We start from the raw sequence: 20,540 nt of genomic DNA on the forward strand, positions 1-20,540 counted from the left end.
GATGAAGACGCGTCATTTCGCACCCCTGCTGCTGGTCGCCGCGCTGGCCGCCTGCGGCCAACGTTCGGAGCAGGACCTGCTCGCTGCCGCGCAAAAGCGCATGGAGCAGAAGGATGCGGGTGGCGCCGTCATCGAGCTGAAGAATCTGCTGCAGCAGAACCCGGACAACGCCACCGGCCGGCATCTGCTGGGCAAGGCGCTGCTGGAAGCGGGCGACGTGGCGGGCGCCGAGATCGAGTTGCGCCGTGCCTGGGAGCTGGGCGCGCCGCGCGACGAACTGGCGCCGCTGCTGGCCCAGACCCTGCTGCAGTCGGGCCAGTCGCGCAAGTTGATCGGCGAATTCTCAGACCAGAGCTTTTCCGACCCGGCGGCCATGTCGACGGTGCAGCAGAGCCTGGCGCTGGCCTTCCTGGCCCAGGGCAATGTGCCCGAGGCGAAGGCGGCGGCCGGGCGGGCGCTGGCGCTGCAGCCCGAGTCCGAGGACGCCGTCGTCGTCGGTGCGCGCACCAAGCTGGCATCGGGTTTCCCGGACGAGGCGATTGCCGCCCTCGACCAGCTGATCCTGAAGAACCCCAAGGCCGTCAAGGCCCTGCAGCTCAAGGCCGAGGTGCTGCTGTCGCGCGGCAAGGTGGACGACGCCGAGCCGCTGCTGCGCGAAGTGCTGGTGCTGGACCCGAATTCCTACGATGTGCGCTCCCTGCTGCTGCGCCTGGCCTTCGGCCGCCAGCAGATCGACGCGGCGACCAAGCTCGTCGAGGAGATGCCGCCGGCTCTCGCCAAGAAGCCCCAGGGGCGCTTCATGCAGGGCCAGCTCGCCCTGGCCAAGGGCGACGCCGCCAAGGCCAAAGAGCTGGCCGTGCCCCTGCTCAAGCTGATGCCCAACTACCTGCCGCTGCTGCGCCTGGCCTCGGGCGCCCACCAGCAGCTGGGCGAGTTGGCCGAGGCGGAGAACCTGCTCAACCAGGCCCTCAAGCTGGCGCCGGAAGACCTCGCCTTGCGCCGCCAGTTCGCCGGCCTGCAATTGCAGCGGCGTGCGCCGGCCAAGACGCTGGAAACGCTGAGGCCGGTGCTGGAAGCCGCCAAGGCCGATGCCGACACGCTGTTGCTGGCCGGCAAGGCCCAGCTGATGCAGGGCAATTTCGAAGCCGCCGACCAGGCCTTCGCCGCGGCCGCCAAGTTGCGCCCCGATGACGCCAAGACCGGCGCGGCGCTGGCCCTGTCGGCCATCGTGCGCGACAGCGCGGCCCCCGGTGGCGCCAGCCGTGCCAAGGCCGATGCGGCCATCTCCCAGCTGCGTGACATCGCCGCCAAGGACAGCGGCAGCAGCTATGACCTGATGCTGGTCAACGCGCTGCTGCGGCGCAATGAACTGCCGGCGGCCCTGGCGGCCATCGACAAGCTCGCGCCCAAGATGAAGGGCAGCCCCGTGCCGGACGGCCTGCGCGGCCGCATCCACCTCGTCCGCAAGGACCTGCCGGCGGCCCAGGCCTCCTTCGAAGCGGCCCTGAAGGCCGACGCCAGCTATCTGCCGGCCGTGCTGGGCCTGGTCGCGCTGGACATGCAGGCCAGCCGGGGCGAGGCCGCGGTCAAGCGCCTGGAGGGCTTTGTCACGACCCAGCCCCGATCGCCCCAGGCCCGCCTGGCGCTGGCCGACCTGCTGGTGCAGACGCGTGCGCCGGCCGACAAGGTCACCGAGGTGCTGGCCGCCGGCGTGCGCGAGGAGCCGACCGAGGCCGGCCTGCGCACGGCCTTGATCGACCAGTACCTGCGCCTGAACGACGTCGCCAAGGCCGCCCAGGCCGCCCAGGAGGCGTCGGCAGCCCTGCCGCTCAACCCCGATCTGCTGGAACGCCTGGCGCGCACCCAGCTCGCCTCGGGCGACAAGGCCCAGGCCGCCAAGACCTATGCGCGCCTGAGCGTGATGGCGCCGACGCGTGCCCAGGGCTGGCTGGGTCAGGCCCAGTTGCGCTACATGGAGCAGGACCTCGCCGGCGCCGAGCGTGAGGTGAAGCGCGCCCTGGAAGCCGAGCCGGGTTCCGTGCCGGCGCAGCGCCTGATGATCCAGCTCGCCGCCCGCCAGGGCCGCACCGACGAGGCCTTGGCGGCCTTGCGCGAGCGCCAGAAGAAGTACCCGCAGGAGGCCTATTCGCTGATCGCCGATGCCGACATCGAGACCAGTCGCCAGCATTTCGACGTCGCCATCGCCGCGCTGCGCAAGGCCGTCGCCCTGCGCGACCCGGGCGACGCCGCGCCGCGCCTGTTCGCCGTGCTGATGGTGGCCAAGAAGCGCGACGAGGCCATCGCCTTCGAAACCCAGTGGATTGCCGCCCATCCGCTGGACCAGAGCTTCCCCGCCGCCACGGCCGACGTGCTGCTGGCCCGTGGCGAGCTGGAGCCGGCGCTGACGCGCTACGAGGCCCTGCTCAAGCGCAACCCGGATGCGCTGCCCGTCATCAACAACGTGGCCTGGCTGCGCAGCAAGATCGGCAAGCCGGAGGCGCGCGCGCTGGCCGAGCGCGGCCTCAAGCTCAACCCCGACTACGCGGCCCTGCGCGACACCTATGCCACCGTGCTGGCCAACGAGAAGGACTTCAGCAAGGCGATCAGCACGCAGCGCCAGCTCATCAGCGACCTGCCGGATCAGCCGAGCTACAAACTCAATCTGGCGCAGATCCTGATCCAGTCCGGCGACAAGACCGGCGCCCGCGCCGAACTCGAGGGCCTGGCCAAGATGGGCAAGAAGTTCCCGCAGCAGCCTCAGGTCGAAGCGCTGCTGAAGTCGCTTTAAACGGCGCCGTAGAAGCCGAACTGCATGTCCGGCCGGCGGCCGGCGATCAGTTCGGCCATCGCATGGCCCGAGCCGGCACCATGCGTCCAGCCCAGGGTGCCGTGACCGGCGTTGATCCACAGATTGCGCGCCTTCCTGCTGCGGCCGATGTAGGGGATGTTGGTCGGCGTGCTGGGGCGCAGGCCGGTCCAGTAGTTGGGCTCGCTGAGGTCGGCCACGCCGGGGAAGAGCTCCTCGTAGCGCCGGACCAGGGCCGCGCAGCGCACCTTGGCCGTCGGTGAATCGAGGTTGAGGTCGAAGCCCGACAGCTCGGCGGTGCCGGCGATGCGGATGTGGTCGCCCAGCCGCGAGATGGCGATCTTGCGGGTGTCGTCCAGCAGGCTGACGACGCTGGCCGCCTCGGGCTTCTTCAGGCGCAGCGTGGCCGAATAGCCCTTGGCCGGGTAGATGTTGAGGTGCTCGCCGAGCGGCTTCACCAGCGCGGGCGTGTAGGAGCCCATGGCCGCGACGAAGGCGTCGGCGCGCAACTCCCTGCGCTCGCCGCTGCGTGTGTGGGCGATCTGCACGGCCTCGATGCCGTCGCCAGCGCGCTGCAGGCCGAGGATGTCGTGCTCGTACAGGAACTGCGCACCGCGCTCGGCACACAGCCGGGCCAGCTTCTGCGTGAAGACCATGGCGTCGCCGCTCTCGTCGCTGGGCGTGAAGGTGCCGCCGAAGATGCGGCTGCCGAACGATGCAAGCGCGGGTTCGACCTTCAGCACCTCCTCGCGACCGAGCACACGGCGGTCCACGCCATGGCGGCGCATGATCTCGGCGCCCGCGGCGCCGTTGTCGAAGTCGGCCTGGCTGGAGAAGAAGTGCAGGATGCCGCGCTCCAGGCGGCAGTACTCGATGCCGGTGCGCGCGACGAGCTCCTTCAGCGAGGCGTGCGAGTAGCGGCCCAGCTGCACCAGCTCCTCGACATTGCGCTCGAAGGCCGCAGTCGTGCACTGCATCAGGAAGGCCAGGCCCCAGCGCCACTGGTTGGGATCCAGGCTGGGGCGGAACAGCAGCGGCGAGTCGTCGCGCAGCAGCCATTTGGCGACCTTGAAGGGTGCGCCGGCATTGGCCCAGGGCTCGCAGAAGCTGACCGAGATCTGCGCGCCGTTGGCGAAGCTGGTCTCCAGCGCGGCGTCCGGCTGGCGGTCGACGACGATGACCTCATGCCCCTCGTCGAGCAGGTACCAGGCGGTGGCGATGCCGATGATGCCGGCGCCGAGAACGACGATCTTCATGGCTGTCCTTTGGAGTTCTTAGAGGGGTTGCAGGAGGAGTTGTAAACCCAGGGCCGCCATCAGCACAGCGACGAGGGCATCGATGACGCGCCAGGTGTGGGCGCTGCGCAACCGCGGCGCGGCGGCGGCGGCCCCAAAGCCCAACAGGCCGAACCACATCGCCGAGGCGAGCCCGGCGCCTGCGGCGAAGGCCGCGCGCAACTCGGCCGGCTGGCGCGCGCCCAGGCCGCCGAGCAGCACGACGGTGTCCAGGTAGACGTGGGGGTTCAGATAGGTGAAGGCGAAGGCGGCCGACAAAGTCGCGCCCAGGCTGGAGGCGGAGGTCGCGGCGTCCAGTGCCGCTGCCGGCCGCCAGGCGCGCCGCGCCGCCAGCACCGCATAGCCGAGCAGGAAGGCCGCGCCGCCGAAGCGGAAGATTTCCAGCAGCAGGGGCTGGCCCTGGATCAGCGCGCCGAGGCCGAAGACGCCGAGGGCGATCAGCAGCCAGTCCGACAGCGTGCAGACCGCGACGACGGCGCCGACATGTTCCCGCTTGAGCCCTTGGCGCAGCACCAGCGCATTCTGCGCGCCTATGGCCAGGATGAGGCCGGCGCCCATGGCCCAGCCCTGCACGAAGACGGCGGGCGCGGTTGCAGAGGCCAGGGCGGAAGCGGGCATCGGCGGATTCTCTGCATCGCCGCGCAATTCAAGAAGCGTCATTCATATTCTTCGCCATACATTAGAAGTTCTTATGAATGAGTTCGATCCCGCCGCGCTGGACTGCCTGGCCGCCCTCGCGGACGAGCAGGGTTTCGAGCGCGCCGCCCAGCGCCTGTCGATCACGCAGAGCGCCGTGTCGCAGCGGCTGCGCTCGCTGGAGGCCCAGGTCGGCCAGCCTCTGGTGGTGCGTTCGCGCCCGCTGCGCCTGACCGAGGCCGGCAAGGTGCTGCTGCGCTTTGCCCGCCAGTTGCAGGCCTTGCGCGTCGATGTGGCGCGGGAACTGGGCGAGCGCGTGGCACCGCAATCGCGCCTGGCCATCGCCGTCAACGCCGACAGCCTGGCGACCTGGGTGCCGCCGGCGCTGGACGCGCTGGTGCAGCGGGGTCTGCGCGAGGGCTATGGGCTGGAGTTGGTGGTCGATGACCAGGACTTCACCCATGACAGCCTGCGCCAGGGCGCCGTGCTGGGCTGCATGTCCACGGTGGCGGAAGCGCTGCAGGGCTGCCGCGTGCAGGCCCTGGGGGTCATGCGCTATGTGGCGGTGGCCAGCCCGGGGTTCCTGTCCGCGCAATTGCCGGAAGGCCTGCACGCCGGCAATTTCGCCGACACGCCCTTCCTGGTCTTCAACCGCAAGGACGACACCCAGGTGCAATGGGTGTCGCAGGCCTTCGGCGTGCGCTCACCGCGGCTTCGGGAGCGCTTTGTGCCGTCCAGCGAGGCCTATGTACGTGCCGCCGTCATGGGCTGGGGCGTGGGCGTGGCGCCCGAGATCCAGGTGCGGCCCCTCGTCGAGGCGGGGCAGTTGGTGGTGCTGAGGCCGGAGATCGGCGTCGACGTGGCGCTGTACTGGCACCAGTGGCAGTTGCAGGGGCGGGGCGCGCTGCTCGACCAGATCGGCCAGGCCCTGGCCGATGGCGCCAGGCTCGCCCTGGGCTGATCAGCGGGTGGCCGTGACCGGTGCGGAGGCGGCCGCTGCGGCCGGTGCCGCGGCCTGCGCCAGCATCAGGCTGGCACCTCCCTGCTCGGGGTGGACGGCATGCGCCATCCAGAGCGTGCTGAAAAGCACAGCCGCAATCAGGGCGCTGGCGACCCATTTCAACAGTTCTGAACTCATGCAAGAAGCCGGGGGGCTTGGAGGTGGGGCAGCTTAAGCGCCGAACCTTGCGAACCTATCCTGAGCTCTAGGGAGGCGCAGAAAAGAATTGCAAAAGCGCAACGACCCCCTCGGATTGGGGGCGCCGGCCCAAAAGGCCCATCGCTACTGGGAAAAACAGCTGTTGCGGCCGTGCGGTAATGCCAGTAGAGGCAATATTTACTCACAGATGAGGGGTTCGGTTGTCACACGAATCCCGCACACTGGGTTCACGGTGCTGATGTTGTTGTCGGCCCGTCAAGCGAGTGAGGTCTGCCATGCGATTCGTTCCAGCGCTGCGTTTCTTCCGCCGTGACGTCGCTGCGCGCAGCGAACCGGATCCCGCTGACCTCGGCACCGCTTTCGGACTGGACGCCTGCCTCGATGGCGTCGGCGTCAGCGAATACCGCAGCCAGGCGCCCAGCGATTTCCTCGAATCCCAGTCGTCGCCTCGCGGCCACCAGGAATCGCCGTTGAGCTGGCTGACGCGCCGGACGGCCGCCTAAAGCCTAAAGCTTGGGAATCCTGATCCGGCTCACCATCAACGAGCCGGACAGCGCGAACAGCAGCACCAGCGGGTGCAGCCTGAAGCCCGCCACCCACCAGACACCGCCCCAGAGTGCGTCACCGACGGCACCCTGAGCCGCTGCCACCCACAGCACGGCGACGAGCAGCATGGATGTCGGGATCGGCGTCCCCTCGAAATACGCGACCTTGTCCGAGCCGGCGCTGAGCTTCTCCGCCGTCACGTTGTAGCGCGCCAGCCGGCTGACGCCGCAGGCGACGAAGAACACCAGCACGACGCGGTCGTACAGCCCCTGCATGCCGCAGCCATAGGCGATGGCCGCCGGCGCGACGCCGAAGGAAATGATGTCGGCCAGGGAATCCAGTTCGCGGCCCAGGGCCGAGCTCTTCTGGCGCCAACGCGCGATGCGGCCGTCCAGCACGTCGAAGGCCAGGGCCAGCGGAATCAGCGCACAGGCGTATTGCAGATGGCGGGACTCTCCGCTCTGCAGAAAGCTCATCACGGCGAACAGGGCGCCCATGCCGGCGCAGGCATTGCCGAGGGTGAACCAATCGGCGAGATGGAACTCGCGGATCATCGAAAAGGGCTTGGGCTTGTCCATGGCTGGCCGTATTGTCGGCGCTGTCACGCGGACTGCGCCTCACTGGGAGGTTGCAGGCGCAACCAGGCTTTGCGGGCGAGATGGCGCGCCAGCAGGCCGGCGGGCATGCGCACCCAATGCGACCGCACGTACAGGGCCAGCCGGGCGGCGGCGGTCAGCGGGCCGTCGCAACTCGCATGCACCGGCATCAGCGCGCGCTCGTAGCAGGCGTCCAGCAGGGCCTGGCGACGCGGGCTGGCAGCCTCGGCGACCTGGCGCATCACCTCGGCCGGCACCGGCGTGCCGAGCAGGCGGGTGGTGTAGCGCAAGGCATGAAACAGCGGGCCGGTCAGGCCCAGCACCTGGGCCCGCGGCAGCAACTCGGCCCAGAAGCCGGCCTGGGCGCCGAAGTCGCGCAGCAGGGTGTCCAGGTCGAAGAGGTCGCGCAGGCCGTTGTCCAGTTCGCCTTCATGGAAGAGGTGGGCGGCGCTGTGCAGGAACATGGTCACGGGCGCCAGCACATGCAGGCCCGGCAGCTCGGGCAGTTCGCGGCTGCCCTCGAACAGCGCGGCCGTGTTGACCTTCACGCGTGCCGTCGGCGGCAGGATGCTGTGGTGCAGGTCCAGGGCCGTGTCGCGCTGCGCGTGGCGCAGCGGCGGGATCTCGTGCATCCACTGGCGGTAGTAGCGGCTGTCGTAGTCGCTGAGTTCTGCGTCGAAGGCCCAGCCGGCCGCCACCAGGCCAGCCTCGGCGGCCTCGATCTGCGCCTTGGGCACGAGCAGGTCGATGTCGCCGAACAGCCGGCCGCGCGCCGCCGGCAGGCCGGCCAGCAGATAGGCCGCGCCTTTCAGCAGGATGGGCTGGATGCCCAGCGGCAGCAGGGCGGCGCGGATGCACTCGGCTTCCCATTGCGTGGCCAGGCGCTGGCGGCGCGCGATCAGCAGGGCCGCGCGCAGGTGCCGGACCGGGCCGGCGGGCAGGGCGTCCAGCTGGGGCTCCAGCCCCATGGCCAGGCGGGCGATCAGGTTGGCGCGGCGGGCCTGGCGGATCAGCAGATCCCAGTCGGCCGGGCTCAGCCGCGCGGCCTGGGCGGGCGCCAGCAGCACCTCGACAAGCAGGGGGCGCGTCATGGCTCGCCCGCCAGGCGGTCGAAAACGTCCACGGCATCGTCCAGCCGCGAATAGGTGAAGGCCCAGCAAGCGGCGCCGTCCACCATGTCGGCGGTGGCCTCGAAACCATCGACACCGTGGATGTCGTAGTTGAAGGCCTGCTCGGCCAGCAGCAGATGAGCCTGGGCCTTGGGCAGCGGTTCCAGGCAGGCCGCGGCGCCGGGTTCGAAGCTGGGCACGACGACCCAGGTCGGCCGCGCGCCTTCGTGGATGCGCGCGATCGCATCGCCGGGCGCCTTCATCAGCGACAGCGTGCCCTTGAGCGTGTCGGGGACGGGCTCGGTCAGCACCGCATCGGGTGCAAAGGCCCGCATCAGCGCGATGGCCTGGTTCTTCAGGTTGACCGGGCGCGCCAGGCCGTAGATCCGGCCGTCGCGCGGGTCCAGCAGCGCCAGCTCGTCGGACAGCAGCCGCCAGCCGCGTTGGGCCAGGGCCGCCGTCAAGGTGCTCTTGCCCGAGCCCGGCGGTGCCGGCAGCACCAGGGCGCGGCCGTCGCGCTCCAGCACGGCGGCGTGATAGACTACGAAATGGTGGGCATGGGCCGTGACCGCCCAGTTCAGCCCCCACTCGATCATGTGGAAGGCCTGGGTGGCCGGCAGCGTCGTGAACGAAGCCAGGCCATCGGTCGAGAAACGCGCCTGGCGCTTGCCGGCAAGGCGGCGCCACCAGGCATGCCAGCCGCGGTCGAAGTTGACGGCCAGATGGAAGTCGGCGAACTCGTCGTGCCGGCCCAGCGGGAATTCGCCGTACAGGCGCAGCAGGTCGCTGGCCACGCGCGGCACGTCGGATTGCAGCCGGGCGACGAAGGGCGGCAGATGCACCGTCAGGCCGGGCCCGCGCAGGCGCCGCCGCAGTTCGCCTACGCCAAGCGTCGCCAGGGTGGCCAGGCGCTGGCCCGCTGGCGCCAGGGTCATGCGACGGCCGTGACCAGGCCCAGCCGGCTGAGCTGCTCCAGCTTGGCGCTCAGCAGTCTCGGCACGGCGTCGGCGTCGAGGTCATCGGGCAGGGAGTCGCGCAGCTCGGCCGCCAGCTCGTCCAGGCCCCAGGGCTGCTGGCGCAACAGATCCAGCAGCTCCAGGCCGAGGGCGTCGATGAGGTGGGTGTTGCCGCTGACGGCGTCGTAGATCACGCCGGCATCATCCCATTCCCGCACGCGCAGGGCCTCGGCGCGGATCAGTTGCCAGCGCGCGGGCACGGCGGCGGGAGGGAGGCGAGGGGGCGAGCCGCCCCGGTCAGACGCAGTTGTCGTCGGCGCAGGCGACGAAGTTCTTCTTCAGGTACTTGATGACGGCGGCCTGGTCCCACTGGGCACCGGTCGGGCCGATGTAGGTCGTGTTGCCGAGCTTGACGAGCACATTCGTCGAGCCGGGCATCAGGCACTTGTTCAGCGTCGAGTTCAGCACCTTGAAATTCAGCCAGGCCACCAGCATCAGCTTCTGGAACTCACCGCAGGTGGAGGAGCCGGCGGCGAAGGTGCCGTTGAAAGGACTCGTGGCGGGCTTCTTGGGCGAGCCGTTCAGGATGCTCCAGACGGTATCCGCCGTGTTGACACCGCTGATGGTCGCTCCGGTGCCCGAAAGCAGCTGCGCGACCGTGTAGCCCTTGTAATACGAAGAATTCGTGCTGGTCACCGTGTTGCGGCTCAGCGGCGCCTGGGCCCAGGGATTGGTGTTCAGCGTGGCACGGGTCGTGTTGTTCAGCCAGCAGGTCGTCGTGTAGGTCTCGTCGGGGAACAGCCGGGTGGCGTCCTGCGAACGGGTGTACGAGCTGTTGGACTGGCCCTGGGCAGAACCCCAGGTCGACGCCGTATTGCAATGCCAGGCCATGACCGGGCGGCTGGCCAGGGTCAGGGCGGTCGGGACGGCGGCGCCACCCAGCTTGATGAAGCGGCGGCGGCGTGCCGAGGCCAGTTGGCGGGCAGACGCGTCGACGGAGGCCGGCGCCTGGGGCGTCGACTGCGGGTCGTTGATGTGGCGTTCGCTCATGACAGTGGGCCTCGTGTCGTTTTAAGTTGCACCAGACTAGGGAGCAACTCCCCTGGGCTGCAGGGCGCCGATGCTATTTGAGGGCTCGGCGGTTTGGACGGAAGTGTTTCACACAAAGCCTTTTGAGGGTCATCTGAGGCCCCCTTGATTGGGTGGGCCCGAATCGGGGACTCAGAGGGCGGCTGACGAAAAGGTGTCACATGCCTTCAAGTCGCCCGCCTGCAGGCCGGTCTTGAACCAGCGCACCCGCTGGGCGCTGCTGCCGTGGGTGAAGCTTTCGGGCACGACTGCACCCCGGGAGCGCTTCTGCAGCGTGTCGTCGCCGATCTGGGCGGCGGCATTGAGCGCCTCCTCGACGTCGCCCTGCTCCAGCCAGCCTTTGCTGCGCTGCGACAAATTGGCCCAGACGCCGGCGAAGCAGTCGGCCTGCAGCTCCAGCTTGACGCTCATCGCGTTGGCCTCGCGCTCGGAAACGCGCCCGTGGGCCTTGTCCAGCTTGTCGGTGGTGCCCATCAGGTTCTGCAGGTGGTGGCCGACCTCGTGGGCGATGACATAGGCCTGGGCGAAGTCGCCCGGCGCGCCCAGGCGCTGGCGCAGCACGTCATAGAAGCCCAGGTCGATATAGACCTTGCGGTCGGCGGGGCAGTAGAAGGGGCCCATGGCGGCCTCGCCGGCTCCGCAGCCGGTGGGCCAGCGGTCGCGGAAGATGACGAGCTTGGGCGCGGGGTATTGCTGGCCGGAACGCTGGAAGTAGGCGCCCCAGACGTCCTCGGTGTCGGCCAGCACCCGGCTGACGAAAACGGCGCCGGGGTCCTTCGGGTGGTGCTCGGCTGGCGCGCTGGACTGCACGGGCGGCGCGCCCCCGCCGCCATCCAGCAGCCCCAGCACCGTCAGCGGGTTGATGCCGAAGGCCCAGGATGCGAGCAGCGCGACGACGATGCCGCCCACCCCGATGCCGCGCCCGCCGATCGGCAGGCCGCCACCGCCCCCGCCGCCGCTGCCTCGTACGTCCTCGACGTTGTCGCTCTCGCGCTGGCCATCCATCTTCATGCTGGTTCTCCTGCAGATCGGGCCATCCTACGGCCCATGACCGCAGAAATGCAGTCTGTCGCCCGAGGGGCGCGCCGCGCCGGCCTGTCGGACAGACTGCCGTCATTGTCCGAACCGGGAACCGCCATGAAACGACTCGCCTTCCTCATCCTGATCGCCGCCGCCTGCGGCACGGCCACCGCCGGTGACAACGACTGGCGGCTGCGCATCAAGAAGGAGTCCGACGGCTGGACGGCCCATTTCAGCGGCCCGATGGACTACGGCAGCGGCAAGAACCGCATCAAGGGATCGGGCGTCAAGGTCGAGAAGGCGCGGGCGCTGGGAGCTTTCAGCAAGCTGCGCATCGATGGGCCTTTCGATGTCAGGCTGACCCAGGCCGGCAGCGACCAGGCCACCGTCGTCGCCGACGACAACATCGAGCCGCTGGTCGAGACCGTCGTCGAGGGTGACGCCCTGGTGGTGCGCATGAAGCGCGAAACCGGCTTCACGACACGCTCCGCGCCGGTGGTGCGCGTCGACGCCCGCGCCCTGCAGGCCATCGCCATCAACGGTTCGGGCGACCTGGCCGTCGAGCGCTTCAAGGCCGACAACCTCAGCCTGAGCATCATCGGCTCGGGCGACGTGCATTTCGGTGTCGTCGAGCTGAAGGACCTGAACGTCAGCATCAGCGGTTCTGGCGATGTGCGCCTGGCCGGCCGGGCCGACCAGCAGAGCTGGACGGTCAGCGGTTCGGGCGATGTCGATGCCCGCGCACTGGCCGGGCGGGCCGCCAAGGTCAACATCAACGGTTCCGGCGATGTGTCGATCGGCGTCACGGAACAGCTGGACGTCCAACTGAGCGGTTCCGGCGACCTCAGCTATGCCGGCCGGCCGCAGTTGCGCCAAAGCGTCAGCGGCTCGGGCGAGATCAGCCGCAGGTGAGTCCCGGCGGCCCAGAATCGGGGCCGTGACTGAAGACGACCTCTGGTGGCAGACGCTGGCCGACGGCCCGCTGCTGCTGGCCCTTTTCGATGCGGACGACCGGCTGCTGCGCGCCAACGCCGCCTATCGCCAGGCCTGGGGCCTGGCTGCCGATGCGTCACCGGCCTGGGGCCAGATGGTCGAGGCCGCGCGCGGTGGCAGCATCGGCCCGGTCGACACGCCGGAGCGCCGCAGCCGCATCGCCCAGCGCGGCTACGAGCAGGCCTGGCGCGATGGCCGCCGGCTGTGGTGGGTGGAGCAGCGCACGCCGGCGGGCTGCCTGGCGCTGACCGGGGTGGACATCAGTGCACTGGCCGGGCCAAGGCCGCTGACGGGGCAGCTGCTGTCGCTCCAGGCCGGCCGCGAGTTGCTGCAGGCCCTGCTGGCCGATCCGCGCGCCTGGCCCCTGTCCGTGGCAACGCTGGCGCTTGATGCCGATCCCGCCGAGCTGCTGGCCCGCATCCGCGGTGAGGACGGCTGCATGCGGCTGGACGATGGGCGGCTGCTCGTCATGCTGCCGTCCACCGGGCCGGCCCAGGCCGCGGCCCTGGGCGAGCGGCTCGGGGCCCTGACGCTGACCGAGGCCGTCTGGGGCGAGTCGGCCGCGGCGCTGATCCTCAGGGCTTGAGCTGCAGGTCGCGGCCCTGCGCCTGGGCGGGCGCCTTCAGGCCGGCAACGGCGGCCAGCGTGGGCGCCAGGTCGGCCACCTCGACGCGTGCCTTCATCTCGCCCTGGCCGACAAAGCCCGGCCCCCAGAACAGCAGGGGCACATGGGTGTCGTAGTCGTAGGGGCTGCCGTGGGTGCTGCCGCCGGCGCGGTAGCTGAAGATCCAGCCACGCTTCAGCACGATCTGCAGTTGGGCGGCGCGCGTCGGGTCGAAGGACTTGCGCATGGCTTCCAGGTAGGGCGTCGTCTTGTCATTGCCGAGCAGTTGCTCGCGCGTGAAGACGGCCGCCACGCCGGGCAGCTTCAGCAGCTCCTCACGCGCCGTGGCCTGCACGTCGGCGAACTTCAGGCCCTTGTCGGCGGCGAGCTTCTCGTTGAGCAGCAGGCCAGAGGCGGAGAAGCTCCAGGCCAGCTTGTCGACGCCGAACTTCGCGGCCAGCGCGCCATTCACGGCCGCCAGCGACGGGGCGTTGGTGAAGCGGCCGGCATCGCGGCCCTGGGTGACGGCCCATTCCGGCGTGTCGGTGAAGCCATGGTCGGCCGTCAGCGCGAGCACGTAGTTGCCGGCGCCCACTGTCTTGTCGAGGAACTGGAAGAAGGCCTGCAGATGGCGGTCCAGGTGCAGGGTGTGGTCCTGCGACAGGCGCGACTCGGGGCCGAAGGCGTGATTGATGTAGTCGTGGCTGGACAGGCTGACGGACAGGATGTCCTGCACGCCGCGCTGGCCCAGCTTCTCGTTCGTGACGGCCGCGCGCGCGAAGACCAGCGTCAGCTCGTCGCCGAAGGGCGAGGCCAGCAGGCCGCCGTAGAAGCGCGGGCCGGGACCGTCCATCTTGTCGCCGATGACGGCCGGCAGCTTGTTGCCGTTGCCGCTGGCGATCTGCCAGGACTGGCCATCCGGCACCGAGCGGGCGTAGGCGCACGCCGGCGACGGGCCGCCCCTAGCCGGTGTAGCCCCCTCGGGGGGTTGGAGCGACGAAGTCGCGAACTGGGGGCAGTCGTAGCCTTGCAACAGCGGCGCCCAGGTCTTCTGGAAGAAGGCATCGGCGGGCCTGGCGGCGTTGAAGTCCGTCACCCACTGCGGATGGGCCTGCATGTAATAGGTGCTGGACGCGAAACGGCCCGTCTCCGTCATATACATATAGGCCGTGCCCTTGTGGCCGGCCGGCAGGATGGCGCCGCGGTCCTTGCCCGAGATGCCGATGACCTTGGACGTGGGCGAGCCCGTGCGCAGCACATCGCCCAGCGTCTCGACCTTGAGGTTGCGCGGGCTGGTGCCGGACAGTGGCGCGGTCGGGCTGTCGATGTACTGGTAGTCCGGATCGCCGGTGTTGTAGACCTGCTCGCCCGTGGCCGGGTTGCGCCACTCGTTGCTGATGATGCCGCTGCGCTGTGGATAGGCGCCCGACAGCATCACCGAGTGGCCCGCCGCCGTGACGGTGTGGCCATGGCCGTAGTGGGCGTCGGCGAACCAGCGGCCGCGGTCCAGGAAGCGGGCGAAGCCGTCCGGTGCGAGCTGGTCCCGGTAGCCCGTCACCTGGCGCATCGGCAGGCCGTCGATGACGACGAGGACGAGGAGCTTGGGCTTGGTCTGCGGCGCCGCGGCGGGCGGCGGCGTCGTGCTGCAGGCACTGAACAGGGGCGAGGCGGCGGCGGCGAAGGCCAGGCTCAACAGGCGACGGCGAGTGTGCAACATGACGTTTTTGTGACAGTGAGTCCGCGAGCTTACGTCGTCACAATGTCTGGCTTGTAAAGCCATGGCCGAGCCCGACGCATTCGATCCCACCCACGCGCTGGACGGCTGGCGCCCACCCGCGCGCGCGCCGCTGCAGAGCCTGGACCTTGGCGCGCTGCTGCATGACGGCAGCCAGCCGGCCCGGCTGCCGGTGCTCGGCACCGAGCCGGGCGCCTTCGACCCCACCCATCTGCTGGACGGCTGGCGTCCTCCCACGCCGGCACCGCTGGACCTGGAGCTCGGGTCGCTGGCGCGCGCCGGCCGCAGCGGGCCGGACGAGGCCAAGAAGGCGCGGCTGAAGGCGCGTGGCTACGAGATGCATGACGTCGAGGACATCGAGCTGTCCGAGGTACCGCCGCCCGCGCCACCGCCCGCTGTCGAAGTCATCGAGCCAGCCGTTGCGCCGCCGCCCGAAGTGCCCTGGCCCCTTTTCACGGCGGAGGCGCAGGTCCTGGATGCCGGAGCTCCCTCGCTCGCCGAGTCCGGGCCTGAAGCCGAGGGCGGGTCGCCTGCGCACCCGCCGGAGCTGCAGCAGTTCTTCGACGACATCAAGCTGCCCCAGGTGCCACCTCCGCCCGCGGTCGTCGAAGCGCCGGTGCTGGACTTGCGGGTGGCGCCCCCACCGCCCACGCCCGATCCGCAGCAGGTCATCGCCGACATCGAGCTGCCCGAAGTGCAGCCCGTGCCGGCTGTCGCCGAGGCACCCGTGCTGGATGTCCATGCCCGCGCGCCGCGCGCCGATCCCGACCCCAGGATGGTTGCCGGCTGGCAGCCGCAGGCATGGACGGCGCTGACCCGCCGGGTCGCGGGCGCGAGCACGGAGGTGTCGCAGGCGCCGGATGGCCCGCAAGTCGACAGCCACGCGCCGCAATGGCTGTGCGCGATCTGGCCGCCGCAGCAGGCCGACCTGCCCCTGGGCCGCTGGCCGGAACTCGCCGCCCTGGTGGCTGCCGAAACCGGCGCTGCAGCCTTGCAGCGGTTGCTCGTCGAGCTGCCGGGCGACGACCCGCTGTGGTTCACCGAGCTGGAGGCGGACTGGGGCCTGGTGGCCGAACTCGTGCTGCGCCAGGACACCGGCCTGAGGCCGACGCAAGCCCGTGCGCTGCACGCGCTGGTGGCGGCGGAGCGCGATGCCCACCTGGTGCGGCTCGACGCGGCCTATGCGCTGCAGGGTCACGTGGCGAGGCGGCGCGAGTGAGCAGCGGGCAGGCGCCGCTGCTGGAGGTCGACGCCGGTGTGGCGCGCATCACGCTGCGCCGGCCGCGCCAGGCCAACCGGCTGGCCGTGGATGACCTCGGCTGCCTGCGCGGCCTCATCGATGAGGTGAACGCGAACGAGGCCGTGCGCGTCCTCGTGCTGGCCGGCGAAGGCAAGCACTTCTGCAGCGGCTTCGATCTCGTCGCGCTGGGGGCCATCGACGCCGGCGCCCGCTTCGGGGAGCTGGCCGATGCGCTGGAAGCCGCGCGGCCCATCACCATCGCCCGCCTGCATGGTGGCGTCTATGGCGGCGCGGCCGATCTCGCGCTGGCCTGCGACTTCCGGCTCGGCGCGCCGGCCGTCGAGATGTTCGTGCCGGCCGCGCGCATCGGCCTGCACTTCTATGCCGGCGGTCTGCAGCGTTTCGTCGACCGCCTCGGCCTCGCGACGGCCAAGCAGGTGCTGCTGGCCGGGCGCACGCTGGATGCCGCGGCCCTGCTCGGCTGCGGCTACCTGGACCAGTTGCTGCCGGACATCGAAACGCTGGACGCCGCCTTGCAGGCGCTGACCCGGGAACTGCTGGGCATGGCGCCGCTGGCGCTGCTGCCGATGAAGCAGCATCTGAACGCGATTGCGGCCGGACGGCTCGACGCGGCGCAGCTTGCGCAGGACGTTTTGCGTGCCCGTGATTCGGCCGATCTCGCCGAGGGCCAGGCGGCCTGGGCGGGCAAAAGACCGGCGCAATTCAAGGGGGGTTGAAAGCCCTAGGCCGGGGCTTTCGCCACATCGTGGAAAATACGGGGCTTGCGCCTCTGCCCGGCGCCCCTTTTCACACACTCTTCGACAGGACCAGCGTGGCCAAAGAAACCACCAAGACCACCATCGAAGCGGATGGTCTGCGCTACCGCTCCAAAGCTCCCGGTTCGCCCTTCGCGGCAACCTCTTCTTTCGGCGCAGCAACGATGTCTTGCTTCCTCTGCGGCAAGCACCGCCCGCGTGCGATGCTCAAGTCCAAGAAACTGCTGGGCAAGTCCCAGCCGGTCTGCTCGCCGTCCTGCAAGGAACTCGACGCTCAGATCGCCGCCAAATAAGGCTTCGCCGCCTCGCCACGCGCGAGGTTCATGAACGACAAGTGCCGCCACCGGCCCCGTGCCCGTGGCGGCGCTTTGCATTCACCCCTGGCGAAAGCAGCGGCCGCAGACGGACCGGTAGCGGGCATTGCCGCCGATCTCGACCTGGGCGCCCTCGGTGACCTTGCGGTTGTTGGCGTCCACCCGCATGTTCATCGTCGCCTTGCGGCCGCAGTCGCAGATGGTCTTCATCTCGTCCATCTCGTCGGCCAGCGCCAGCAGCGTGGCCGAGCCGGGGAAGAGCTCGCCCTGGAAGTCCGTGCGCAGGCCGTAGCAGATGGCCGGCAGATTGCGCAGATGCGCCAGCTCGTGCAGCTGCTGCACCTGCTGCTTGGACAGGAATTGCGCCTCGTCGACCAGCAGGCAGGCGATGCCGGGGGTCTCGGCAACCAGGGACAGGAAATCGGTGCTGGCATCGAATTGCTCGGCCTGGCGCTGCGGCCCCAGGCGTGACGTGACGAAGCCATGGCCATAGCGGTCGTCCAACCGCGCCGTGAAGATGCGCACCCGGTGGCCGCGTTCCTCGTAGTTGTGCGCCACCTGCAGCAGGGCGGTGGACTTGCCGGCGTTCATCGCGGCGTAGCGGAAAAAGAGCTTGGCCATGTCGTGTTCTCGAGCGGAGCGGCATTGTCCTCGTTCGCTCACCCCGCAGATCGAGGTAGGGAAAGCCCGCGTTTTTGCCTTCTGGAGGCGGCAACCTCGGGCTTGCGAGATGGCGCTGTCATCTTCGCCATGAGTCAATTCACGTTTCGTCCCGACCTGTCTGAAGAATGAGCAAAGACACCGTCACCGCGGTCCGCCAGGATGGCTTGCGCTACCAGTCGAAAATCGGCGGTTCGCCCTTCCTGGGCAGCGGGCACACCCGCTCCTGCTTCAAGTGCGGCAAGCACCGCGCGCCGGCCAGCCTGCAGTCCATCCGGCTGCTTGGCCGCAACGAGGTGGTCTGCAAGCCCAACTGCAAGACGCTGCCCTGATCGCAGCGCCTAGGCGGCGCTGAGGCGCCGCCGCCTTGGGAAGACCGCTGAAGACCGCGCGCGCCGCGGTTGCGGTCTCGTCTCCACCCGAATTCCCGCTTTTTGGCCCGCCCTGGACAAGTCGCGACGTAATGCATAGCATGGTATGTATATCGGATGGCAGGAGTTGCCGTGGTCGAAGACGTTGTCAGGGAGTTGGGCCATCTGAGCCTGGGCACGCGGCTCAAGCGCATTGGCGAGACGCTGCAGGCGCAGACCCAGGTGGTGCTCGCCACGCATGGCTTCGAGCAGCCGGCGGCCTGGTTCCCGCTGCTGGCGGCACTGGACCGGCTCGGGCCCTTGAGCGTCGGCGAGCTGAGCCAGGCCGTGGGCGTCAGCCAGCCCGTCGTGACGCGCTCCCTGCGGGGGCTGGAGGACGAGGGCCTGGTGGCGTCGGAGGCTTCGGAACAGGACCGGCGCGTGCGCCGGGTGGCGCTGAGCGGCAAGGGCCGGGGGCTCGTCGAGCGCTCGCAGCGCGAGGCCTGGCCCGCCATCGAGGCGGCCGTGGCCGAAACCTGTGCGGGGCTGGAAGGCGATCTGCTCAGGCAGCTGGCGATGCTGGAAGACGCGCTGGTGGCGACGCCGCTGCCGCAGCGGGTGAAGCCATGAGCGACCTCGACCGACCCGTCTGGGCCAGCCTGCTGCACCAGCCGCAGTGGGCGCTGGGCGACCCGTGCGCGCGGCGCTTCAAGGCCGACATCAACCGCTTCGCCGCCGCGCGTGACGACAGCGCGGAAAGCCTGGCCGCCCTGGCTGCGCTGGTGCAGCCCGGCGATGACGCGGTCTACCTCGCCCAGGTGCCGCCCATCGCCGTGCCGCCGGGGCTGGTCGCCGTGAAGGAGGCATTGGGCGTGCAGATGGTGGCGATGCAAGCACTCGAGCCCGACGAGGACGTGCAATTGCTCGGCGACGCCGATGCGGCCGACATGCTGGCCCTGGCCACGCTGACCGAGCCGGGGCCCTTTCTGCCCCGCACCCACACCATGGGCCGCTTCATCGGCGTCCGCATCGGCGGGCGGCTCGCCGCGATGGCCGGCGAGCGCATGCGCTTCCCCGGCCATGTCGAGGTCAGCGCCGTCTGCACCCATCCCGATTTCCGTGGCCGGGGCCTGGCACGCCGGCTGTCGGCCGCGGTGACGGCCGACATCCAGCGGCGCGGCGAGCAGGCCTTTCTGCACGCCTGGACGGCGAACACCGCCGCGATCGCGCTCTACGACAGCCTGGGCTTCGTGCAGCGCGCGACGCTGAACATCGCCGTCCTCAAGCGGGGCTGACCCAGCCCCCACCCAGCGCGCGGATCAGGCCGACCGTGGCCTGGTACTGCGCCGAGCGCACCTGCAGCGCGGCGCGCTTGTTGGCGAGCTCGCTGCGGCGCGCGTCCAGCAGTTCGAGCTGGCTGACCAGGCCGTTGCGGTAGCGCGTGTCCGACAGCTTCAGGGCCTGGCTGGCCGCGCTGACCGCGCGGGCATTGGCCTCGCCCTGTTGCTGCAGCAGCGTCAGCGCACCGAGCTGGTCCTCCACGTCCTTCAGCGCCAGCAGGAACTGCTCGCGGAAGGCGATGGCAGAGCCGTCGAGCTGGGCCTTGGCCGTGTTGACGCCCGCCTCGCGGCGGCCACCGTCGAAGATCGGCAGCGCCGCCAGCAGGCCGATACCCCAGGTGCTGGCACCGCTCTTCAGCAGGTTGGACACCTCGTTGGACACGCCACCGCCCTGGGCCGTCAGCGACAGGCTGGGCCACCAGGCTGCCTGCGCCACACCCACCCGTGCCTGCGCGGCCTGCAGCTGGCTGCGTGCGGCAGCGAGGTCGGGGCGACGTTGCAGCAGCTCGCTCGGCAGGCCGGCAGGCACCGTGGGCAAGGCGGTCGACCATGCCGTCGACGCGAGGCGGAAGTTGGAGGCCGGCTCGCCCAGCAGCACCGCCAGCGCCGTTTCCAGTTCCAGGCGACGGCGGTCCAGCGCCAGCGCCTCGGCCTCGTTGGCGGCCAGCTCGGCGCGCACGCGGGCCAGGTCGAGGTCGGCCACGTCACCGGCGCGGGCGCGCTTCTCGGTCAGCGACAGCGTCTCGCCATAGGCGGCGACGGTGCCTCGGACGATCTCGCGCTCGGCGTCCAGCGCACGCAGCGCCAGATAGCCGCGGGCGACATTGGCCTGCACCAGCAGGCGGGCGTCGGCCAGCAGCTGCTCGCGAGCCCTGACGTCCAGGGCGCTGGCATCGCGCTCGTGCAGCAGGCGGCCGCCGAGGTCCAGCTCATAGGCCAGGTTCAGGCCGGCGCTGTACTGGTTGGCGCCACGGGCGCCGGGATCGGCGAAGCGACCTGCGCCTGCGGAGGCGCCCAGCTGCGGCAGCCGCGAAGCCTCGGCGCCACCCAGCGCGGCGCGCGCCTGTGCCAGGCGGTTGGCCGCCGCCTGCACGCTGGTGTTGGCCGCCATCGCGCGGCCGACGAGATCGTCGAGCACCGGATCGGCGAAGGGCTGCCACCAGCTGGCGGTCAGCGCAGCTGCGCCGTTCGCGGAGGTCGTCTTGTAGGCGGCAGGTGCCTGCGGCAGCTGGGCCGGGTCGACGCTGCCGACCGAGGCGCAACCGGCCAGCAGCAAGGCTGCAAAAAGTGGGGTCAGGTTCAATTTCATGGGGAAG

At 70.1% G+C, this 20,540-nt stretch carries 23 protein-coding genes; 11 read left to right on the plus strand and 12 right to left on the minus strand.

The features are described from left to right. Position 1: 1 nt before the first annotated feature. The gene (prsT, locus tag AC1DW3_RS07540) at positions 2-2,788 is read left to right on the plus strand and encodes an XrtA/PEP-CTERM system TPR-repeat protein PrsT (protein WP_477930117.1); all 2,787 of its coding nucleotides are present in this window, start codon (positions 2-4) and stop codon (positions 2,786-2,788) included. On the opposite strand, the gene AC1DW3_RS07545 is transcribed toward prsT, so the two are convergent. Both AC1DW3_RS07545 and AC1DW3_RS07550 read right to left on the minus strand, forming a co-directional pair. Further along, positions 2,785-4,062, minus strand: a complete 1,278-nt coding sequence (locus tag AC1DW3_RS07545; protein ID WP_477930119.1) for a D-amino acid dehydrogenase — start codon at positions 4,060-4,062, stop codon at positions 2,785-2,787. The genes prsT and AC1DW3_RS07545 overlap by 4 nt on opposite strands. An 18-nt stretch (positions 4,063-4,080) precedes the next feature. Continuing rightward, the gene (locus tag AC1DW3_RS07550) at positions 4,081-4,719 is read right to left on the minus strand and encodes a LysE/ArgO family amino acid transporter (protein ID WP_477930121.1); all 639 of its coding nucleotides are present in this window, start codon (positions 4,717-4,719) and stop codon (positions 4,081-4,083) included. A 73-nt stretch (positions 4,720-4,792) separates the two neighbouring features. Between AC1DW3_RS07550 and AC1DW3_RS07555 the strand changes: the two genes are divergently transcribed. Then, positions 4,793-5,698, plus strand: a complete 906-nt coding sequence (locus tag AC1DW3_RS07555) for a LysR family transcriptional regulator ArgP (protein WP_477930123.1) — start codon at positions 4,793-4,795, stop codon at positions 5,696-5,698. Here the strand turns inward: AC1DW3_RS07555 and AC1DW3_RS07560 are convergent, their stop codons facing one another. Further along, positions 5,699-5,875, minus strand: coding sequence for a hypothetical protein (locus AC1DW3_RS07560; protein WP_477930125.1), 177 nt, complete (start codon positions 5,873-5,875; stop codon positions 5,699-5,701). A 296-nt stretch (positions 5,876-6,171) separates the two neighbouring features. Here AC1DW3_RS07560 and AC1DW3_RS07565 point away from each other — a divergent pair, with 296 nt between their 5' ends. Then, positions 6,172-6,399, plus strand: coding sequence for a hypothetical protein (locus AC1DW3_RS07565; protein ID WP_477930126.1), 228 nt, complete (start codon positions 6,172-6,174; stop codon positions 6,397-6,399). A gap of 3 nt (positions 6,400-6,402) precedes the next feature. Here the strand turns inward: AC1DW3_RS07565 and pssA are convergent, their stop codons facing one another. The 6 genes from pssA to ypfJ form a co-directional block, all read right to left on the minus strand. After that, positions 6,403-7,020 carry a CDP-diacylglycerol--serine O-phosphatidyltransferase gene (pssA, locus tag AC1DW3_RS07570; protein WP_477930128.1) on the minus strand — a complete coding sequence of 206 codons (618 nt, stop codon included), beginning with the start codon at positions 7,018-7,020 and terminating at the stop codon, positions 6,403-6,405. A gap of 23 nt (positions 7,021-7,043) precedes the next feature. Next, the gene (locus AC1DW3_RS07575) at positions 7,044-8,129 is read right to left on the minus strand and encodes a nucleotidyltransferase domain-containing protein (protein ID WP_477930130.1); all 1,086 of its coding nucleotides are present in this window, start codon (positions 8,127-8,129) and stop codon (positions 7,044-7,046) included. Next, entirely contained in the window at positions 8,126-9,082 is a 957-nt protein-coding gene (locus AC1DW3_RS07580) for an HprK-related kinase A (RefSeq protein ID WP_477930132.1), read from the minus strand. Before AC1DW3_RS07580 ends, AC1DW3_RS07575 begins: the two co-directional genes overlap by 4 nt. Next, a complete protein-coding gene (locus tag AC1DW3_RS07585; protein WP_477930134.1) occupies positions 9,079-9,363 on the minus strand; it encodes an HPr-rel-A system PqqD family peptide chaperone in 285 nt (94 codons plus the stop codon). The genes AC1DW3_RS07580 and AC1DW3_RS07585 overlap by 4 nt, the downstream gene beginning before the upstream one ends. Before the next feature lie 37 nt (positions 9,364-9,400). Beyond that, positions 9,401-10,153, minus strand: coding sequence for a hypothetical protein (locus AC1DW3_RS07590; RefSeq protein WP_477930135.1), 753 nt, complete (start codon positions 10,151-10,153; stop codon positions 9,401-9,403). A 171-nt stretch (positions 10,154-10,324) separates the two neighbouring features. Next, positions 10,325-11,203: a KPN_02809 family neutral zinc metallopeptidase gene (gene ypfJ / locus AC1DW3_RS07595; RefSeq protein WP_477930137.1), complete on the minus strand. Its 879-nt coding sequence runs from the start codon at positions 11,201-11,203 to the stop codon at positions 10,325-10,327. A 126-nt stretch (positions 11,204-11,329) separates the two neighbouring features. Between ypfJ and AC1DW3_RS07600 the strand changes: the two genes are divergently transcribed. Both AC1DW3_RS07600 and AC1DW3_RS07605 read left to right on the plus strand, forming a co-directional pair. After that, entirely contained in the window at positions 11,330-12,124 is a 795-nt protein-coding gene (locus tag AC1DW3_RS07600) for a head GIN domain-containing protein (protein WP_477930139.1), read from the plus strand. Positions 12,125-12,149: 25 nt separating this feature from the next. Continuing rightward, entirely contained in the window at positions 12,150-12,791 is a 642-nt protein-coding gene (locus AC1DW3_RS07605; RefSeq protein WP_477930141.1) for a hypothetical protein, read from the plus strand. On the opposite strand, the gene AC1DW3_RS07610 is transcribed toward AC1DW3_RS07605, so the two are convergent. Beyond that, positions 12,781-14,526, minus strand: coding sequence for an alkaline phosphatase family protein (locus AC1DW3_RS07610; protein WP_477930142.1), 1,746 nt, complete (start codon positions 14,524-14,526; stop codon positions 12,781-12,783). The two genes, AC1DW3_RS07605 and AC1DW3_RS07610, sit on opposite strands and share 11 nt — an antisense overlap. 61 nt (positions 14,527-14,587) lie before the next feature. On the opposite strand from AC1DW3_RS07610, the gene AC1DW3_RS07615 reads away from it, so the two are divergent. The 3 genes from AC1DW3_RS07615 to AC1DW3_RS07625 all read left to right on the plus strand — a co-directional run bounded on the left by AC1DW3_RS07615 (position 14,588) and on the right by AC1DW3_RS07625 (position 16,853). Next, on the plus strand, positions 14,588-15,763 hold the full coding sequence (locus tag AC1DW3_RS07615; RefSeq protein ID WP_477930144.1) for a hypothetical protein: 1,176 nt from the start codon (positions 14,588-14,590) through the stop codon (positions 15,761-15,763). Next, positions 15,760-16,521, plus strand: a complete 762-nt coding sequence (locus tag AC1DW3_RS07620; RefSeq protein ID WP_477930145.1) for an enoyl-CoA hydratase/isomerase family protein — start codon at positions 15,760-15,762, stop codon at positions 16,519-16,521. The genes AC1DW3_RS07615 and AC1DW3_RS07620 overlap by 4 nt, the downstream gene beginning before the upstream one ends. 95 nt (positions 16,522-16,616) lie before the next feature. Continuing rightward, positions 16,617-16,853: a hypothetical protein gene (locus AC1DW3_RS07625; RefSeq protein WP_056266878.1), complete on the plus strand. Its 237-nt coding sequence runs from the start codon at positions 16,617-16,619 to the stop codon at positions 16,851-16,853. 81 nt (positions 16,854-16,934) lie between these two features. Here the strand turns inward: AC1DW3_RS07625 and AC1DW3_RS07630 are convergent, their stop codons facing one another. Next, the gene (locus AC1DW3_RS07630) at positions 16,935-17,495 is read right to left on the minus strand and encodes a thymidine kinase (RefSeq protein ID WP_477930147.1); all 561 of its coding nucleotides are present in this window, start codon (positions 17,493-17,495) and stop codon (positions 16,935-16,937) included. Between the two features lie 167 nt (positions 17,496-17,662). Here AC1DW3_RS07630 and AC1DW3_RS07635 point away from each other — a divergent pair, with 167 nt between their 5' ends. The 3 genes from AC1DW3_RS07635 to AC1DW3_RS07645 all read left to right on the plus strand — a co-directional run bounded on the left by AC1DW3_RS07635 (position 17,663) and on the right by AC1DW3_RS07645 (position 19,179). After that, positions 17,663-17,866, plus strand: coding sequence for a hypothetical protein (locus AC1DW3_RS07635; protein WP_056266871.1), 204 nt, complete (start codon positions 17,663-17,665; stop codon positions 17,864-17,866). Between the two features lie 171 nt (positions 17,867-18,037). Then, complete coding sequence (locus AC1DW3_RS07640; protein ID WP_477930149.1) at positions 18,038-18,514, plus strand: MarR family winged helix-turn-helix transcriptional regulator; 477 nt, start codon at positions 18,038-18,040, stop codon at positions 18,512-18,514. Beyond that, entirely contained in the window at positions 18,511-19,179 is a 669-nt protein-coding gene (locus AC1DW3_RS07645; RefSeq protein WP_477930151.1) for a GNAT family N-acetyltransferase, read from the plus strand. The genes AC1DW3_RS07640 and AC1DW3_RS07645 overlap by 4 nt, the downstream gene beginning before the upstream one ends. On the opposite strand, the gene AC1DW3_RS07650 is transcribed toward AC1DW3_RS07645, so the two are convergent. Further along, positions 19,166-20,533: an efflux transporter outer membrane subunit gene (locus AC1DW3_RS07650; RefSeq protein WP_477930153.1), complete on the minus strand. Its 1,368-nt coding sequence runs from the start codon at positions 20,531-20,533 to the stop codon at positions 19,166-19,168. The two genes, AC1DW3_RS07645 and AC1DW3_RS07650, sit on opposite strands and share 14 nt — an antisense overlap. Between the last annotated feature and the right edge of the window lie 7 nt (positions 20,534-20,540).

The sequence above is a fragment of the Roseateles sp. P2_H4 genome (genome assembly GCF_056403315.1).

What these genes read in the sequence shown, in the direction of transcription:
- AC1DW3_RS07650 (WP_477930153.1), bottom strand. Translation starts at nt 20,533, where the DNA reads ATGAAATTGAACCTGACCCCACTTTTTGCAGCCTTGCTGCTGGCCGGT.
- AC1DW3_RS07575 (WP_477930130.1), bottom strand. Translation starts at nt 8,129, where the DNA reads ATGACGCGCCCCCTGCTTGTCGAGGTGCTGCTGGCGCCCGCCCAGGCC.
- AC1DW3_RS07550 (WP_477930121.1), bottom strand. Translation starts at nt 4,719, where the DNA reads ATGCCCGCTTCCGCCCTGGCCTCTGCAACCGCGCCCGCCGTCTTCGTG.
- AC1DW3_RS07635 (WP_056266871.1), top strand. Translation starts at nt 17,663, where the DNA reads ATGAGCAAAGACACCGTCACCGCGGTCCGCCAGGATGGCTTGCGCTAC.
- AC1DW3_RS07645 (WP_477930151.1), top strand. Translation starts at nt 18,511, where the DNA reads ATGAGCGACCTCGACCGACCCGTCTGGGCCAGCCTGCTGCACCAGCCG.
- AC1DW3_RS07630 (WP_477930147.1), bottom strand. Translation starts at nt 17,495, where the DNA reads ATGGCCAAGCTCTTTTTCCGCTACGCCGCGATGAACGCCGGCAAGTCC.
- AC1DW3_RS07565 (WP_477930126.1), top strand. Translation starts at nt 6,172, where the DNA reads ATGCGATTCGTTCCAGCGCTGCGTTTCTTCCGCCGTGACGTCGCTGCG.
- AC1DW3_RS07545 (WP_477930119.1), bottom strand. Translation starts at nt 4,062, where the DNA reads ATGAAGATCGTCGTTCTCGGCGCCGGCATCATCGGCATCGCCACCGCC.
- ypfJ (WP_477930137.1), bottom strand. Translation starts at nt 11,203, where the DNA reads ATGAAGATGGATGGCCAGCGCGAGAGCGACAACGTCGAGGACGTACGA.
- AC1DW3_RS07610 (WP_477930142.1), bottom strand. Translation starts at nt 14,526, where the DNA reads ATGTTGCACACTCGCCGTCGCCTGTTGAGCCTGGCCTTCGCCGCCGCC.
- AC1DW3_RS07580 (WP_477930132.1), bottom strand. Translation starts at nt 9,082, where the DNA reads ATGACCCTGGCGCCAGCGGGCCAGCGCCTGGCCACCCTGGCGACGCTT.
- AC1DW3_RS07600 (WP_477930139.1), top strand. Translation starts at nt 11,330, where the DNA reads ATGAAACGACTCGCCTTCCTCATCCTGATCGCCGCCGCCTGCGGCACG.
- AC1DW3_RS07555 (WP_477930123.1), top strand. Translation starts at nt 4,793, where the DNA reads ATGAATGAGTTCGATCCCGCCGCGCTGGACTGCCTGGCCGCCCTCGCG.
- prsT (WP_477930117.1), top strand. Translation starts at nt 2, where the DNA reads ATGAAGACGCGTCATTTCGCACCCCTGCTGCTGGTCGCCGCGCTGGCC.
- AC1DW3_RS07615 (WP_477930144.1), top strand. Translation starts at nt 14,588, where the DNA reads ATGGCCGAGCCCGACGCATTCGATCCCACCCACGCGCTGGACGGCTGG.
- pssA (WP_477930128.1), bottom strand. Translation starts at nt 7,020, where the DNA reads ATGGACAAGCCCAAGCCCTTTTCGATGATCCGCGAGTTCCATCTCGCC.
- AC1DW3_RS07560 (WP_477930125.1), bottom strand. Translation starts at nt 5,875, where the DNA reads ATGAGTTCAGAACTGTTGAAATGGGTCGCCAGCGCCCTGATTGCGGCT.
- AC1DW3_RS07590 (WP_477930135.1), bottom strand. Translation starts at nt 10,153, where the DNA reads ATGAGCGAACGCCACATCAACGACCCGCAGTCGACGCCCCAGGCGCCG.